Source organism: Nitrospirota bacterium, assembly GCA_040757595.1.
Lineage (GTDB): Bacteria > Nitrospirota > Nitrospiria > Nitrospirales > Nitrospiraceae > JBFLWP01.
On the sequence record JBFLWP010000004.1, the window covers coordinates 200,276 to 216,733 of the forward strand.

Here is a 16,458-nt window from a genome sequence, read left to right on the forward strand (position 1 = left end):
GGTCAGTTGAGGATGTACCGGTGGGGATTCACGGGGCGGCTGTTGAACTTCACCATGTAGTGGAGGTGCGGGCCTGTGGACATGCCAGTGCTTCCCACCAACCCGATGAGGTCTCCGCGCTTCACCCGATGGCCGGTCTTGACCAGGACCTTGGCCAGGTGTCCGTATTGAGTTTCGACCCCGTACTGATGGTCAATGGCCACCATGTTGCCCATTTTGTTGTCAAAGCCGGTGGCCACCACCAGTCCACCAGCCGGGGCATACACCGGAGCGTTGGGCGGCGCGCCGATGTCCAACCCGTCGTGCATGGCCGGCTGGCCCGTGAACGGCGAGATTCTGACGCCGAACCCCGAGGTCACCCAGCCTTTCACCGGCCAGACGGAAGGGGTCGAGGCCCACCGGACGGTCCGCTCCCTGGCGACTTCAGACAGCTCTTCCAGGGACCGTTCCTGGGTCAAGGCCTCCCGTTCCAACCAGGCGATTCTCCGCCGCACCTGGGTGGCAAGGTCTATGTCCGGGGTCTGGTTTTCACCCGACAGTTGAAGCTCCGTCCGTCGGTTGGGCTCGGCCGGAGGCCCCCCGTCCGTTCCACCCACCCCCTCGCCGTTCAGAGGCGTTTCCTCTCCGCCCTGCCCGTTCAAATAGTCTTCCGGCTTGAGCGTCTCGATTCCCAGCATAACCCGGAGCTTTTCGTTCACTTCTTTCATGGCCAGGACCCGGCGTCGCAGATCCTCCAGGGCGGTCGCGAAGGAGCTCGTCTGCTCACGGGCGGTCACCAGCTCTTGGCGGATCGTCTGCAACTCCCACACTTCCCCCGTCTGGATCACATACTGGGCCATGAAGCCCAACTGGGCCAAGACCAACAGCATCCCGATCACGACCGCTTTGCGGACGATCGCTTTGGGAAGACTGAACCGGAGGGGACTGACCGTCGGCCCCCGAAAGATCACGATGGTGTAGGCGTCGCGTTCCCGGTCCATATCCGGCTCTCCTTAAAAAGGCCCCTGACCAGCGGGGGTTAGTCTACTGAACCCCCCTTCAAACGGTCAAGAATTATTCGCGTTCGCCAATTCCCTCAATTTTTCTTCGGCTTGCCGGTCATTTCGCTGATCCAGTCCAGGTAGTTGCCGGCCCCTTTTGCGAGTGGAACCGCGATGATCTCCGGTACCGAATAACTATGCAGGCTCTTCACGGCCTTTTCCAGTTGATCAAACAGCTCCATACGGGACTTCAGGATGAGCAAGGCTTCCTGCTCCTCGGCGACCTTCCCCTCCCACCGAAATACCGAGCGAATCCGAGGGATCACGTTGGCACAGGCAACCAGTTCTCCCTCGACCAGCTTTCGCCCGATCGTGACGGCCTCTTCCTCTGACGAGGCGGTAACGAATACGATGATCTGATCGGTCGCGTCAGCCATCCACAGGCTTCTCTATCGGAAGAAACTGAGCAACTTTTATGCTCGCGCTTCCCAAATTTCGCAATAACTTTCAGGAAAATCAACTCGTTACGTTGATTTATTGTGGCTGACTCCCCCCTCCACGAGGGAGTCTGTTCCATCCTGATTGGCTCATTTTCCGTCCCCTTCGTGCAAATTCTGCCTACCAGCCCGCCTGGATCGGTCCCTCTGGTCCGTCCGTTGACAGGCTCTGAAAGCGGGGCTTATCATACAGACGACCACCCGCATACAGGATACAGACGGAGGCACGGACATGGGCTTCACCATCACTCCCCATGAGTTGAAGGATCGTTTAGATAAAGGCGAGACGTTATGCCTGCTGGATGTGCGCGAGCCGTGGGAAAACTCTCTGGCGAAGATCGCGGGATCGGTCCTGATCCCGCTGGGCACGCTCCCGCAATCGCTGGATAGACTGGACCGGGAGGCCGAGATCATCGCCTATTGCCACCACGGGATGAGGAGCGCCGACGCAACGGGGTTCCTGCTCCAGCAGGGCTTCAAGAACGTCAAAAACCTGGTCGGAGGGATTGACGCCTGGTCGCTGCAAGTCGACCCAAGCGTCCCGCGGTACCGCTGATCCATCCAATAAACGCCCTTTCGATTCGTGAGTCTCCGGCTGGGACCGTTCACGTTCCCAGCCCGCGGAAATATTCCACGGTCCGGGCCAGGCCTTCCCGAAGCAGGACCCGGGGTTCCCATCCAAGTTCCCGCCGCAGTTTGCTGGAGTCCACGGAGCTGCGCAGCTGCTCTCCCTTTTTCGCCGGCCCGTGGAGCTCTTTGCAGCCCGGGTTGGTCAGATCCGCGACCAGCCGGAACAGATCGTTGATCGAGGTCTCTTCCCCCGTGCCCACATTGTAGGTCCCCTGGACATCCTTTCCTATCGCCGCCAAGTAGGCTTCGACCACGTCGTCCACGTAGACGAAATCCCGGGTCTGCCGGCCGTTTCCATTGATCACCGGCTGCTCACCGGCCAGGATCTTTTGGGCAAAGATCGCGACCACGCCGGCCTCCCCGTGCGGATCCTGGCGCGGCCCGTAGACATTTCCCAGGCGGAGGCTCACGGCTTGGATCCCGCTGAGTTGCTGGTAATAGGTCAGGTAATACTCGCCGGCGAGCTTACTGATCCCGTAGGGTGAGAATGGTTTCGTCGGATGGGTTTCCGGGGCCGGATAGACCTCCTGTTCTCCGTAAATGGCTCCGCCGGAAGAGGTGAAGACGGCCTTCCGCACCCCGTGCTGGACGGCCTGTTCGAGCACGTTGATCGTGCCGAGGACATTTACCTGCGCATCGAAAATCGGATCCTCGACCGACCGGCGGACGTTCATCTGGGCGGCCAGATGCATCAACATCGCCGGACGCTCCTTCCGGAATACCCGCTCCAGACGACTGCCCTGGATGTCCAGCTTGTAGAAGCGGGCGGCCCGGTTCAGGTTTCGCCGCTTGCCGGTCGAGAGGTTGTCCACCACCGCCACCTCGTGGCCCTCCTGGATCAGGCGGTCCACAAGGTGAGAGCCGATGAACCCGGCTCCCCCGGTCACCACGATCTTCATGCCATCCCTATCGCCATTCCCAACGCCACCGAAGAGCCCAGCCGATCGTTATCCGTCTGCACGCTACGTTGCTCTGGCCGAGTCCTCCGTCATGCGTCTGAGTCCGACCAGCACTTCCCGGTTGCCCTTCTGCCCCGGCACGGGGGAGTCCAGGACCCCGACCTGCGTCAAGGCCAGGCCGTCCGCACAGGCCAGGACCTTCTCGGCCGCCGCGCGGCGCAGCCGCTCGTCACGGACGATGCCGCCCTTGCCCACCAGTCCTCGGCCGACCTCGAACTGGGGCTTCACGAGGGCGATCACCCAGGCCGGATCGCCGAGAAACGGCGTCACGCAGGGCAGCACCAGCGTGAGCGAAATGAACGAGACGTCGATGACCGCCAGATCGATCGGCTCCGGCACGGCGGACCGCTCCAGGTAGCGGATGTTGCGCCGCTCCAGGACCGTGACCCGGGAATCCTGCCGCAGCCGCCAGTCCAACTGCCCGTATCCCACGTCCACCGCGTAGACCCGGCGCGCCCCCCGCTGCAGGAGACAATCGGTAAACCCGCCGGTGGAGGCGCCGACGTCCATCGCGACGAGGCCGGTCGGATCGATTCCGAACGCATCCAGCGCCGCCGCCAGCTTCCCCCCGCCGCGGCTCACGAACGGCGAGGCCCGGTGTGCGACCTCGATCCTGGCGTCGGCCGACACGAGCTTCGCCTGCTTGTCCACCGGGACGCCGTCCACCGTCACCGACCCGGCAAGGATCAATCGTGCCGCTTGCTCGCGGCTCGGCACCAGCCCGCGTACGACCAGCGCGCGATCCAATCGTTCGCGGGCCGGAGACGCCTTGCGGACCATAGTGGGTCGGGAAAGGCCGGACGAGCGGGCGCCCGTGGAGCCGCGCCGACTCGGCAGGCAGGTCAGGTGGACGGGGACGAATCGCCGGACTCTTCGTCGTCAATCGTAAAGGCACGGAGCCGCTTTTTGCCGTCCTTGTCTTGAATCAGCACCTCGACCTTCCGTTCCGCATCATCGAGCATCTTCAAGCAGGTCTTGGACAGTTTGACGCCTTCTTCGAAAATCTTCAGCGATTCGTCGAGCGACAGATCGCCTTTCTCCAGCTCCGCCACGATGGTCTCGAGCCGGGCCATGGCATCTTCAAACTTGATCGCAGCCACACGGACCTCCTCGTGAACGGCGCGCGCCGGCGAATCGGCGGACGCTATTATACCCTCACGGCCTCCGGGGTCAAGCGCTCAACGATCGGGCAGGACCTTGCGGACCGCGCAGAGCAACTGGCCCTCCGCGAGTCTCGCGCGCACCTCGTCCCCGATCGAGACGTCGGTCGCCCGCCGGACCACCCGGCCGTCCGGAACGGTCTGCACGATCCCGTAGCCGCGGGCCAGGATCGCCAGCGGACTCAGCCCGTCCAAGGCCAGGGCCAACGAACGCACCGCCTGGTGCCGGAGGGCCAGCGTGCCCGCCACGCTCCGCTCCGTGCGCTTCAACAGCTGCGGCACCAGCAGGAGCGCGCCTCGGATTCTGGCCAGCGGACTCGCCAGGCCCAACTCATGCCGGGATGCCACGAGCCGTTGCCGGAGTCCCAGAAGCGAATCCTGCACCGCATGCAAGAACCGGCCGGTGGCGTCGTCCAGCCGCTGCGCATGACGCTGGAGCGGCAGCACCCGGACCGAGAGGGTCCCTTCGCAAGCCTCGACCCGATGCCGGGCCAGGGTCAGCCACAGACGCATCGCCCGCTCCCGCCGCGAGCGGAGGTCCTCCAGGGTCTGGAACAATTCTTCCCGCACCGGCACCACCGCCTCCGCCGCAGCCGAAGGGGTCGGCGCCCGGTAGTCCGCCGCGAAATCGGCCAACGTGTAGTCGATCTCGTGCCCCACGGCGGACACCACGGGAACGAGCGAGGAGGCGATCGCCCGGACGACCGCCTCCTCGTTGAAGCACCAGAGATCCTCCCACGACCCGCCGCCCCGCCCGACGATCATCACGTCCACGAGACCGGAGGCGCCCAGCGTGCGGATCGCCTCCGCGATCCGCGGCGCCGCGTCGGCCCCCTGGACCGGAACGGGACAGATCACGACGCCCAGGGAGGGGCAGCGGCGCGCGAGCACGGCCAGCAAGTCCCGGACGGCGGCGCCGGTCGGAGAGGTCACCAGCCCCACCCGACGCGGCAGGAAAGGCAGCGGCCGCTTGCGGGCCTCGTCGAAGAGCCCCTCGCGCGCCAGCCTCTCCTTGAGTTGCTCGAACGCCAGTTGCAGGGCGCCGACGCCCTTGGGCTCCAGATAGTCCAGGATGACCTGGTACTCCCCGCGGGGCTCGTACACGGTGAGGCGGCCGCGCACGATGACCTGGAGACCTTCCCGGAGCGCGAAGCGGAGGCGCTGCGCGCCGGTCCGGAACAGGACCGCCCGGAGCTGACTGTCGGAGTCCTTCAGGGTGAAATAGAGGTGCCCGGAGGAGGGAGTCCGGAGGTTGGACACCTCGCCCTCGATCCAGACGTCGGGGAACTCCTGCTCGAGCCGGTCACGAACCAGCGCGGTGAGTTCGCTGACCGTGAGAATCCGCTTCGGCTGAGCGCCCGCGCCCATGCGGATACGATCACCTGCGACGCAAGCAGGCGGACGGGAGACTCCATCGCATGCGCCTGCCGATCATTCCGGGATCCGAAGCCGCTGGATGCTGACGGCCTTCCCGATCGCCCCGTCCAGCTCGATCAACGCCGCGCTGAAGACGGCCGGCCCGGAGGCGACCTCGAAGCGGCGCGGCATCTGCGTCAGGAACTTCTCGATGGCGAGCTCTTTCCTGATGCCGATCACGGAGTGGACCGGACCGGTCATGCCGATGTCCGTCAGGTAGGCGGTCCCCTTCGGCAGGATCTGCTCGTCGGCGGTCTGGACGTGGGTGTGCGTGCCGACCACCGCCGTCACGTCCCCGTCCAGAAAATGGCCCATCGCCATCTTCTCGGAAGTCGCCTCCGCGTGCATGTCCACGATGATCGCCCGCGTCTCAGCCTTGAGCTTCGCCACTTCCCGCCTGGCCGCCTGGAACGGGCAGTCCAGGGACGGCATGTACACCCGCCCCATCAGCTGCAGCACCGCGAGCCGCTCCCCGCCGGCCGTCTCCACCACCAGGCTCCCGCGTCCCGGGGCCCCGTCGGGATAGTTCGCCGGCCGCAGCAGCCTCGGCTCCCGCCCGATGAACTCCACAATCTCCTTCTTGTCCCACGCGTGGTTGCCGGTGGTGATCACCGAGAGCCCCAGATCGAACAGCTCACCGGCCAGCTCGGGAGTGATCCCGAACCCGCCGGCCACGTTCTCCCCGTTGCCGACGACCAGGTCGACGCCGTGCTGCGCGACGACCCTGGGAAGCGTGCGCGCGATCGCCCGCCGGCCCGGCTCCCCCACGATGTCGCCGATGAACAGAACTTTCATGGCTTCGCCCAGGCACGAGGTAAGGGACGCGGGGCGCGGGGCCAAAACAGCCTCGGCCCAGCCTCGCGCCTCGAACCTCGCACCCCACGCCTCACTTCGCGTAATCCACGTACCGGCTCTCGCGGATGACGGTCACCTTGATCTGGCCCGGGTAGGTCAGCTCCTGCTCGATCTTCTTGGCCAATTCCCGGGACATCAGCGCCGAATCGGCGTCGCTGATCTCGTCCTGCCGGACGATGACGCGGATCTCCCGGCCCGCCTGGATCGCGTAGGCCTTCTGCACCCCCTTGAACCCGGTCGCCAGGGACTCCAGCTTTTCCAGCCGCTTGACGTACGACTCGAGCGCCTCTCGCCTGGCCCCGGGCCTGGCCGCCGACAAGGCTTCCGCCGCCGCCACCAGCACGGTTTCCGGACAGATCGGCTCGACCTGCTCGTGGTGGGCGGCGATGGCGTTCACGACTTTCGGCGACTCCCCGTAGCGCTTGGCGATCTCCGCGCCCAGCATCGCGTGGGGCCCCTCCTCCTCGTGGCTGACCGCCTTCCCGATGTCGTGCAGCAGCGCACCCCGCTTGGCCAGCTTCACGTCCAGGCCCAGCTCGGCCGCCATGGTCCCGCAGATGTACGCGGCCTCACGGGCGTGGTAGAGGTTGTTCTGCCCGTAGCTGGTCCGGTATTTCAGCTTGCCCAGCACCTTGACCAGCTCGGGATGGAAATCCGCGAGCCCCACCTCGAAGATGACCTTCTCCGCCTCTTCCACCATCAGCTTGTCGAGGTCGGTCTTGACCTTTTCGACGATCTCCTCGATGCGGGTCGGGTGGATCCGGCCGTCCTGCATCAGCCGCTCCAGCGAGACCTTGGCGATCTCCCGGCGCAGGGGATCGAATCCGGACACGATGACCGCCTCCGGCGTCTCGTCGATGATCAGGTCGATCCCCGTGGCCGCTTCGATCGCCCGGATGTTGCGCCCCTCCCGCCCGATGATGCGGCCCTTCATCCCGTCGTTGGGAAGCGGCACGACCGAGATGGTCGCCTCGGAGACGTAATCTCGCGTCACCCGCTGGATGGACCGGGCGATGATCTCCCGCGCCTCCCGCTCCGCATTCTCCTTCGCCTCGTCAATGATGCGCTTGGCAGCGCCGGCCGCCTCGAGCCGCGCCTCGCTCTCGATTTCGCTCAACAGCTGGCGCTTGGCCTCCTCGACCGTCATGCCGGCGACCCGCTCCAGCGCCTCCCGATGCTCCTTGACAGCCCGATCGCAGGCGGCCTCCTTGGCGGCAATCGCCTCGTCGCGCTTCGCCAAGGCCTGCTCGCGTTTCTGTATCTCGGCTTCGCGCTTGTCGACGGTGGCGGTCTTGCGGTCCAGATTTTCCTCGCGGGAGAGCAGCCGCTTCTCCTGCGAGGCAAGCTCCGACCGCTTCTCCTTCTCCTCCTTTTCAAGCTCGGCCTTGGCCTGAAACAGCAGACCCTTGGCTTCCAGCTTGGCTTCCTTGACGAGATTCTCCGCCTCCCGTTCCGCTCCCTGGAGAACCTGTCGCGCCTGCTCTTCGGCCTGGCTCCGGCTGGCGGCCAAGGCCTTCCTCCGGAGCGCGGCGGCGACTCCGATCCCCACGAGCGCGCCCAGGAGCGCGACGATCCCGTAGATGACAACGGTCGTTAGAATGGTCTCCACCCCCTTTTGGCAGAATCAGGGCAATCCGGGAGCTGGATAAGAAACAGGAGGTCAGCGGACCGAAGCAGGACGGGCTCGGACGCCCGCCGTCGTAGCGGATCAGACCGTGGGACGAGGCACGAAGGACAACCGACGGCTGAACGAGTCGAGTCGAGGGGGACGAGGCCGACCCCTTGGATACGCGCGAGGTCTCGCCTCTCTCACGAGAGCCAACTGGCGATCGGGCGTCGGATCCGGACGATCAGGCGTCGCCCGATCGGCTTCCCCCGCCCACCTTGGCCAGCCCCACCAGCCGGCCTCAAATGGCGCTCGGCCGGCGGGAACTCCTAGCAGCACTGTCTTTCCCCACTCAACGATCCAGCGTATCACCGACAACTGCATCATCTTCTCGTTCGAAACAACCGTCAATGCGTTATCCCGTCTCCTTGCGAAGCCACGCGGTCCAACCTGCATCGGGGCTTCCTGTGATTCCTGCCCAGGCTCCCCAAGTCAGTGTGAACGTACCGTAGCAGATACGAACGAGCAATGCAAGGGCTTCTCCCGCCGCGCACCCCGCTCAGCGGCGGTGAGCCGGCTCCAACTGCTCGTCGATGGATTCCAGCAGGCTCAGGGCGCGTCGCTCGACCGCCGCCCCCTCCTGTTGGCGGATCTGCTCGGCCTGAAACAGCTGATGCGCGATGTTGATGGCGGTCAGCACGGCCAGCTTGACGGGGGTCGCGGTCTTCATGCCGCTGGCGAGGCTGCGCATCTGCTCGTCCACGTGAGCCGCCACCCGTCTGATGTACTCTTCGTCCGCGTCCCCTCGGATCACATACCGCTGGCCGTAGATCTCCACCTGTGAGGTCCTCAAGACGCCACCTCCTTGGATTGCTCCATGCACTCCAAGACGTCCAGCTCGCCCAACACCTTTTCGATCCGCGAGCGGATATCGTCCCGCTCGTCTTCCCACCGTCGGTTCGATTCCTCCTGCTTGAGGAGCTGCTGTCGTGCCGACCGCAGCTCTCCCTCTAACGCAGTGTTGGCGCGTTTGAGCGATTGAACCAGCTCGACCAGGCTCCGCACCCGGGCCTCCAGGGCATCCATCTTATCCAGTGCCATCCGTCCTCCTCTTCTCAGCTCTCAGCCATCAGCAGTCAGCTTTGACCGCCGGTCGGCAACTGACTGCTGATCGCTGTCGGCTTCTTATAGAAGCCTCAGCAGACCTTGTCAAGGAAGCGGGGCCCGCAGGCGGCGCCGCCGAGCCGGCGATATTCGCGGTAGCTGCGGAGCACCCGTTTGACGTAGAGCCGGGTCTCCTGGTAGGGGATCAGCTCCACGAACTCGTCCGCGTCCCTGGCCCCGTTCTTGGCGATCCAGCCGGTCACGGCCTGCGGTCCGGCGTTGTAGGCCGCCACCGCGTGCATGACGTTGCCGGAAAACTGCTGGAGCAACTGCTCCAGGTAGCGGACGCCCACCCGGATGTTGGTTTCCTGATCGAACAGTTCGTCCCGGCCGACCGCGGCCATGCCCCGCCGTCTGGCCACCGCCTGGGCCGTGTCCGGCATCACCTGCATGAGCCCCACCGCCCCCACGCGCGAGACGGCCCGCGGATCGTACTGGCTCTCCTCGCGGATGATCGCGGCCGCCAGGTAGGGATCAACGAGCCCGCCGGCGTTCTCCCGGATCGTGGGCAGGTAGGCGGTCGGATAGGCGACGGGCCAGAGCGCGAGCGGCACCGCGTCCCCGCCCCGCTCCAGCGCGTCCTTGAAATACAGCCGCGCCAGCCTGAGGGCCTGGTAGTGGGCGCCCGCCTCGCTGAGCAGGGAGGAGAGGGCGACCAGTACGTCGCGATCACGGGCGTAGCGCTCGACGAGGGAGCCCCATTCCCTGGCCGCTTCCTGATCCAAACCGAGGAGCTTCAACTCCGCGGCCCGGCGAGCATGCACGTCGTGCAGGAGCGGGCTTCCGTCCGCCAGCGCCGGAGGCCCCGAGACCGGCACCGGCTCCCCCGTCGAGGCGTCGACGCGGGATCGGGCGAGCTGACAGTAGTACGTGTAAGGGTAGCGGCGGCAGAGCTGCCGGTAGAGCTCCGCGGCCTTGGCCTCGCTCTGGCGCTCGCGGGCTCGTCCGGCCCAGTATAGGGCCCGAGGAGCGAGCTGCCCGTCATCCTTGCTCGCGGCCAGATCCTGGAGCGTCTCCACCGCCTCGCGGTAGCGCCCAGTCCGATAATGGATCCAGCCGATCCGCCAGAGCGCCTCGGCACGCTGGCCGGCCGCGGCGTCCGCCTGCGCCACCGATCGGTAGTGCTGGATCGCCGGCTCCCACTTGCCCTGGTCGTCGTACCAGTTGGCGACGAAGCCCAGGACCGTGGCCTTCTGTTCACCCGACGCGGACACGCGCCCCAGGGACTGGGAGAGGGCGACCAACTGCTCCCCGTCTCCCTGCCGCAGATGGACCCGGGCCAGCCAGACGGCCGCTTCGCCCGACTCGACGGCCCGTTCGGCCACCAGCTCCTGAAACACCCGTCGCGCCTGGTCATACCGCTTCAGCCGCACGAGCGCGATCCCCAGCTTGAGCTTGCCCTCGCCCCGCCGGGGATCGTTCGGCGCGGCGGCGAGGAACTTCTGCAGATCCGCAACCGCCTCCTCGTGGAAGGACAGGGCCAGATACGCCTGGGCCCGCCCGAAGAGGTCGTCGGGGGACGGGCGCCACGAGCCGCCGGTCACCTTGCCCAGACGAACTTCCGCCTCACGCGCTTCCTGGGTGTGAGGGTAGCGGGCCCAGAGCTGTAGGAGCGCCGTACGCGCCTCCTCCGGCTGACCCGCCTGGATCTGACAGTCGGCCAGGTTCAGCAAGGCCCCGGGGGCGGCCGGGTCCTGGGGGACCGCCGACACGGCGCGGGCCAGCCAGTCCACCGCCCGCGCGCACTGGGCGGCCTGATACCAGGCCGCGCCGGCCCGATAGGCCACGCGAGGACCGAGCAGGGTATCCGGCACGGCCTCCGGGATAAACTCGAACAGGACCGCCGCGCGAGCCGCCTCACCCAGGCGCAGCAGCGATTCGGCCATCCAGAGCCGGACGTAATCCTCGATCACGGGCAGGTCCCGTTGCGCGGCCCGCAGGAACCGGACCGCGTCGGCCGGATCCCGATCGGTCAGCAGGACGCCCATCAGGAGTCCCGCACGCCTGGCCCAGACCGATCCGGGATGCCGCTCCCGAACCAGTTCCAACCGATCCAGTGCCGCCCGGACCCGGTCTCCGTTCACCGTGCCGGTCGAACCGGTAGAGCCAGCGAGGGCCACGGCGTCACGATAGCAGGGCTCAGGGGTTTCGCAGACGGACTCACCGGAGTCGGGCACGGCGGAAACGGAACCGGAGAAGAGGAGGCAGGCGGCAAGCACAAAGAAGGCGGCACTCACGCGCAATCGGAACCGCGCGGCTGATAGGCCCCGGGTCATGGAGGACGAACTAGTCGTAACGTCCATTATACCAACGTGATGCCGTGAAGCCAACGGACCACCGTCCGCTCACGACGCCGCGTCCGCGCCTTGTCCCCCGATCAAACGCTGTGATAGGCTGCATGAAACGGCTTTCGGCTCTCGGCACTCGGCTTCCCCTCTCCTTTTGTACGATGCGCACAACGGTCAGCCAGCCAGTCGCCCCGCCGTCCTCATCGGTCAACCTCCTGGCCCTCGACCGTGAGGGGATGGAGCGGCTCGTCCGTGATCTGGGCTGGCCCAGGTATCGGGCGCAGCAAGTTCTCCGTTGGCTGTATCGGAGCCGGGCGAGAGACGTCCGGGAGATGACGGACCTCTCCACGGACGAGCGGACCAGGTTGCAGGCCATCACGACGGTCAGGCGGGCCGCCGACTGCCGGGTTCTGCAATCGGCCGACGGCACCAAGAAATTTCTCCTCCGCCTCGAGGACGGCCTCGCGGTGGAGAGTGTTCTGATCCCGGAGGAAGGCCGCCTGACCCTTTGCGTCTCGACGCAGGTCGGCTGCACGCTGGACTGCGGCTTCTGCCTGACCGGCCACATGGGTTTGAAGCGGAATCTGAAGGCCCACGAAATCGTCGAGCAGGTGCTGACGGTTCAGGACCGGCTGGAATCGGACGAGTCGCTGTCCAATCTGGTCCTCATGGGCATGGGCGAGCCGCTGGCCAACCTGGACGCCGTTGCGGACGCCGTTCGCCGGCTGACCGACGACGCGTGGGGCGTGGGCATCCCGGCCCGGCGCATCACCCTCTCCACGGCCGGGCTGGCCTCCCGTCTCAAGGAGGTCGCCCCCCTGGGCGTCAACCTCGCGGTCTCCCTGAACGCCACGACCAACCAGCAGCGGGACCGGCTCATGCCGGCCGTCAACAGGCTGCATCCGCTGGAAAAATTGCTGGCCGCCTGCCGGGCCTATCCTCTGCCCCCGCGCCGACGCCTGACCTTCGAGTATGTCCTGCTGGCCGGCGAGAACGACAGCGAGCCGGACGCCAAGCGGCTCGTGAAGCTCCTGGCCGGGCTCCGGTGCAAGGTCAACCTCATCCCGTTCAACGAGTTTCCCGGCAGTCCCTACAGGCGGCCGGCGGAAGCGGCGGTCCTCCGCTTCCAGTCCGTGCTGAAACGGGCGGGCATTCCGACCTTCATCCGCAAGAGCAAGGGACGAGACGTGTTGGGGGCCTGCGGGCAACTCGGAGACGTACCCGCGGACCGCCCCGAGCCGGTCGTCTTGACACCGGCAGGAGCCGATTGCTAGGTTCCTCCGCATGGCCTTTCGTTCACGCATCGCCGGGTCGCTCCCGCTCCTGTCCATCTCCGTGCTCATCGCGCTTGTCAGCGTCTCCCTGATCCACCCGGCGCCGACGGGGGCGGTCGAGCCCAAGGAATTCGTCCTCGCGAACGGGCTCAAGGTCCTGATCGCCGAAGTCCCCAAGGCGCCGGTCGCCACGATCCAGATCTGGTACAAGGTCGGCTCGCGGAACGAGGTCATGGGGCGCGCCGGCCTGTCCCACATGCTGGAGCACATGATGTTCAAGGGGACCCCCAGGCACGCCAAGGGGGTGTTCTCCCGGACGATCCGTAAGAACGGGGGGAACGACAACGCCTTCACCAGCCAGGACTTCACCGGCTATTTCGAGAACCTGGCGGCCGACCGGGTCGAGCTGGCGCTGGAGATGGAAGCGGACCGGCTCCGCGGCCTGCTCCTGGACGACAAGGAGTTCCAGCTGGAGCGGGAGGTCGTCAAGGAAGAGCGGCGGCTGCGGACCGAGGACGACCCGCAGTCCTTCCTGGTCGAATCGCTGTTCGCCCAGGCCTTCATGGTCCACCCCTACCACTGGCCGATCATCGGGTGGTTCTCCGACCTGAACGCGATGACGCGGGAGGACCTCAAGCGCCACTACGACACCTACTACGTTCCGAACAACGCGACGCTGGTCGTGGTCGGAGACGTCAAGGCCGACGCGCTGCTGCCCACGATCAAGCGGCTGTTCGAGCCGATCCCGGCCCGGCCCGTGCCGCCGCCGCAGATTCCGGCCGAGCCGGAACAGCGGGGCGAGCGGCGCATCATCGTGAAGCGCGAGGCCCAGCTCCCGTTCGTGATGGTCGGGTATCGCGTGCCGAACTATACGGACGCGGACTCCTATCCGCTGACGATCCTGGAATCGATCCTCTCTTCCGGCAAGAGCTCGCGCCTCTACCGGAGCCTCGTCTACGAACAGAAGAAGGCGCTGGCCGTCGGCGCCGAGTACAGCCTGCTCCAGGCCGACCCCGAGCTCTTCTACTTCTTCGCGGTCGTGAAGCCGGGCGAGAAGGTGGAGGACGTGGAGCAGGCCCTCTACGGGGAAATCGAGAAGATCAAGGCGGAGCCGCCGACGGCCGCCGAGCTCCAGCGCGTCAAGAACCAGATCGAGGCCTCCCACATTTTCGGGCAGGACTCCAACTTCCGCCTGGCCATGCTGTGGGCTCAGGCCGAGTCCATCGGGGCCGGCTGGCGACACGCAGACCGCTTCCTGGAGCGGATCCGGAACGTGACGGCGGAGGACGTGCAGCGGGTGGCCCGTCGCTATTTCGCCGAGGACGCCCGCACGGTCGGCATCCTCCTCCCCGTCCCGCCCAAAGACTCGACCGCGATGATGAGCGAGGCCCGCTGATGGCCCGCAACCAGCGCGCAGCATGCAGCACGCGGAAGGCGGCCCGTCTGCTGGTCAGCCTGCTCCTGACCCTCTCTTGCTTCGCGTTCCGAACTGAATCGGCCCAGGCCGCCGAGATCAAGCCCGTCCGGTTCGTGGAGCCGAACGGGCTGACCGTGCTGGTCCTGGAGCAGCACTACGTCCCGATCGTCCAGATCCAGGCGCTGGTCAAGGCCGGATCGGCCCAGGATCAGGCCGAGAAGGCCGGCTTGGCCAACCTCGTCGCGAGTCTGCTGGACGAGGGCACCGCCACGCGGACGGCCGAGCAGATCGCCGAGCAGATCGAGCTCGTCGGCGGCTCGCTGGCCGCCAGGGCCACCGACGATTTCACGACCGTCTCGGCCCGGGTGCTCAAGAAGGACACGGAGCTGGGGTTCGAGCTGCTGGCCGACGTGCTGCAGCGCCCCTCCTTTCCGGAGAAGGAGCTGGAGCGGGTCCGCAGCCAGATCCTCGGCGAGATCCAGAGCGAGAAGGACGAGCCGACCACGATCGCGGCCAAGGCGTTCGACCAGCTCGTGTTCGCGGACCATCCCTACCGCTGGCCGGTGAACGGCATGGAGGAGACCCTGCCGAAGATCGCCAGGGCCGATCTCCAGCAGTTCTTCGCCGAGGAATACGTGCCGAACCAGACGATCCTGGCGATCGTGGGGGACGTCACGCTGGAGCAGGCGCGCGGGCTCGTGGCCAAGCACTTCGGCGCCTGGAAGCGGGGGGACAGGCCGGCGCGCGCGACCGGCCATCCCCGGCCGATCGACAAACCGGTCGTCCGGCTCATCGACAAAGACCTGACACAGGCGACGATTCTGCTCGGCCACCTCGGCATCAGCCGCACGAACCCGGACTTCTACGCGGTGACGGTCATGAACTACATCCTGGGCGCCGGCGGGTTTTCCTCGCGCCTCATGGATTCGATCCGCGACAACCAGGGCTTGGCCTACGGCGTGAACAGCACGTTCAACGCGAGCCTCATGCCGGGCTCCTTCATGGTGAGCCTCCAGACCAGGAACGAGACGGCCAACCAGGCCATCGCCGGCGTGCTGAAGGAGCTGCACGGCATCCGCAACGGTCCGGTCACGGACGAGGAGCTGGCGGACGCGAAGGCCTACCTGATCGGGAGCTTCCCCCTCCGCCTGGACTCCACCGCCAAGCTGGCCGACGTGCTGAGCCTGGTGGAGTTCTACAACCTCGGGCTCGACTACTTCGCCGAGTATCCCCGCTGGATCGAGCGGGTCACGAAGGAGGACGTCCTGCGGGTCGCCAAACAGTACATCCATCCCGACCACTACGCCCTCGTCGTGGTCGGGAACCTCAGCAAGGCGAAAGTCAACAACAAACCGTGAGGCGAGAGCGGGCCCCATGCTCGCGACGAAACACCAGCGGCTCCGGCAACTCGTGCGGGAGATGGGCTCGGTCCTCGTAGCCTACTCGGGCGGGATTGACAGCACGCTGGTCCTCAAGGTCGCGCACGGGGTGCTGGGGCCGCGGGCCGTCGCCGTCACGGCCGTGTCCCCCACGTTCCCCCAACTCGAGTTGGACGCAGCCAAGCGGGTGGCCGCCGAGATCGGCGCGCGCCACCTGATCATCGAGACGGATCAACTGCAGATCCCCGACTTCGTCCGCAACGACGCGACCCGCTGCTACCATTGCAAGACGGACCTCTACGAAGGGTTGGAGAAGCTGCGGCGGGACCTGGGTCTGGAGGGGATCGCGGACGGCACCAACCTGGACGATCTGGGCGACGAGCGCCCGGGCCTGGTGGCGGCCAGGGAACGCGGGGTCCGGAGCCCGCTCGTGGAGGCGGCCCTGTCCAAGGCGGACGTCCGGAACCTGGCCAGAGACCTCGGCCTGCCGAACTGGGACAAGCCGGCCGCCGCCTGCCTCTCGTCGCGGATCGTGCGCGGCCTCCCGATCACGAAGGAGAAGCTGACCAGGGTCGAGCAGGCGGAGGAAGTCCTGTACCGGGAGGGATTCCGGCTGGTCCGGGTGCGGGACCGCGGAGACGCGGCTCGGATCGAAGTGGCGAGCGACGAGATCCCGAGGCTGACCGAGGAGGATCGCGGCGCCCGCGTCAGCGCCAGGCTCAAGGAGCTGGGCTTTCGATCCGTGACGGTGGACCCGGAAGGATACCGACGCGGCGGGGGGAACTCGTGAGACGTGAAACGTCAGACGCGACGGGTAAAGAAGCGTCAGAGGA

At 66.5% G+C, this 16,458-nt stretch carries 16 protein-coding genes; 5 read left to right on the forward strand and 11 right to left on the reverse strand.

What is annotated here, in order from left to right; genetic code table 11:
* Positions 1-2: 2 nt before the first annotated feature.
* A complete protein-coding gene (locus tag AB1411_05955) occupies positions 3-980 on the reverse strand; it encodes a M23 family metallopeptidase (GenBank protein ID MEW6543138.1) in 978 nt (325 codons plus the stop codon).
* 95 nt (positions 981-1,075) lie between these two features.
* The gene (cutA, locus tag AB1411_05960; GenBank protein ID MEW6543139.1) at positions 1,076-1,417 is read right to left on the reverse strand and encodes a divalent-cation tolerance protein CutA; all 342 of its coding nucleotides are present in this window, start codon (positions 1,415-1,417) and stop codon (positions 1,076-1,078) included.
* Positions 1,418-1,709: 292 nt separating this feature from the next.
* Between cutA and AB1411_05965 the strand changes: the two genes are divergently transcribed.
* Positions 1,710-2,033 carry a rhodanese-like domain-containing protein gene (locus AB1411_05965; protein ID MEW6543140.1) on the forward strand — a complete coding sequence of 108 codons (324 nt, stop codon included), beginning with the start codon at positions 1,710-1,712 and terminating at the stop codon, positions 2,031-2,033.
* Between the two features lie 49 nt (positions 2,034-2,082).
* Here the strand turns inward: AB1411_05965 and AB1411_05970 are convergent, their stop codons facing one another.
* The 9 genes from AB1411_05970 to AB1411_06010 form a co-directional block, all read right to left on the reverse strand.
* On the reverse strand, positions 2,083-3,006 hold the full coding sequence (locus AB1411_05970; GenBank protein MEW6543141.1) for an NAD-dependent epimerase/dehydratase family protein: 924 nt from the start codon (positions 3,004-3,006) through the stop codon (positions 2,083-2,085).
* Between the two features lie 63 nt (positions 3,007-3,069).
* Positions 3,070-3,846 (reverse strand): TlyA family RNA methyltransferase, encoded by a 777-nt coding sequence (locus AB1411_05975; GenBank protein MEW6543142.1) that lies wholly within the window; start codon positions 3,844-3,846, stop codon positions 3,070-3,072.
* Between the two features lie 62 nt (positions 3,847-3,908).
* Entirely contained in the window at positions 3,909-4,166 is a 258-nt protein-coding gene (gene xseB / locus AB1411_05980; protein ID MEW6543143.1) for an exodeoxyribonuclease VII small subunit, read from the reverse strand.
* Between the two features lie 78 nt (positions 4,167-4,244).
* Complete coding sequence (gene xseA / locus AB1411_05985; protein MEW6543144.1) at positions 4,245-5,594, reverse strand: exodeoxyribonuclease VII large subunit; 1,350 nt, start codon at positions 5,592-5,594, stop codon at positions 4,245-4,247.
* Positions 5,595-5,657: 63 nt separating this feature from the next.
* Positions 5,658-6,437 (reverse strand): TIGR00282 family metallophosphoesterase, encoded by a 780-nt coding sequence (locus AB1411_05990; protein MEW6543145.1) that lies wholly within the window; start codon positions 6,435-6,437, stop codon positions 5,658-5,660.
* Positions 6,438-6,528: 91 nt separating this feature from the next.
* Positions 6,529-8,097, reverse strand: a complete 1,569-nt coding sequence (rny, locus tag AB1411_05995) for a ribonuclease Y (protein MEW6543146.1) — start codon at positions 8,095-8,097, stop codon at positions 6,529-6,531.
* A gap of 565 nt (positions 8,098-8,662) precedes the next feature.
* Positions 8,663-8,956 carry a cell division protein ZapA gene (locus tag AB1411_06000; protein MEW6543147.1) on the reverse strand — a complete coding sequence of 98 codons (294 nt, stop codon included), beginning with the start codon at positions 8,954-8,956 and terminating at the stop codon, positions 8,663-8,665.
* Positions 8,953-9,204 (reverse strand): cell division protein ZapB, encoded by a 252-nt coding sequence (zapB, locus tag AB1411_06005; protein ID MEW6543148.1) that lies wholly within the window; start codon positions 9,202-9,204, stop codon positions 8,953-8,955. The genes AB1411_06000 and zapB overlap by 4 nt, the downstream gene beginning before the upstream one ends.
* A gap of 95 nt (positions 9,205-9,299) precedes the next feature.
* Entirely contained in the window at positions 9,300-11,504 is a 2,205-nt protein-coding gene (locus AB1411_06010; GenBank protein MEW6543149.1) for a transglycosylase SLT domain-containing protein, read from the reverse strand.
* A 212-nt stretch (positions 11,505-11,716) separates the two neighbouring features.
* Between AB1411_06010 and rlmN the strand changes: the two genes are divergently transcribed.
* From rlmN to larE, 4 genes are read left to right on the forward strand one after another with little or no spacing between them, the layout of a single operon-like run.
* Positions 11,717-12,829, forward strand: a complete 1,113-nt coding sequence (rlmN, locus tag AB1411_06015) for a 23S rRNA (adenine(2503)-C(2))-methyltransferase RlmN (protein ID MEW6543150.1) — start codon at positions 11,717-11,719, stop codon at positions 12,827-12,829.
* A 10-nt stretch (positions 12,830-12,839) separates the two neighbouring features.
* A complete protein-coding gene (locus AB1411_06020) occupies positions 12,840-14,225 on the forward strand; it encodes a pitrilysin family protein (protein MEW6543151.1) in 1,386 nt (461 codons plus the stop codon).
* Positions 14,225-15,604, forward strand: a complete 1,380-nt coding sequence (locus tag AB1411_06025) for a pitrilysin family protein (GenBank protein MEW6543152.1) — start codon at positions 14,225-14,227, stop codon at positions 15,602-15,604. The genes AB1411_06020 and AB1411_06025 overlap by 1 nt, the downstream gene beginning before the upstream one ends.
* A 16-nt stretch (positions 15,605-15,620) precedes the next feature.
* Entirely contained in the window at positions 15,621-16,415 is a 795-nt protein-coding gene (gene larE / locus AB1411_06030; protein MEW6543153.1) for an ATP-dependent sacrificial sulfur transferase LarE, read from the forward strand.
* Positions 16,416-16,458 lie beyond the last annotated feature (43 nt).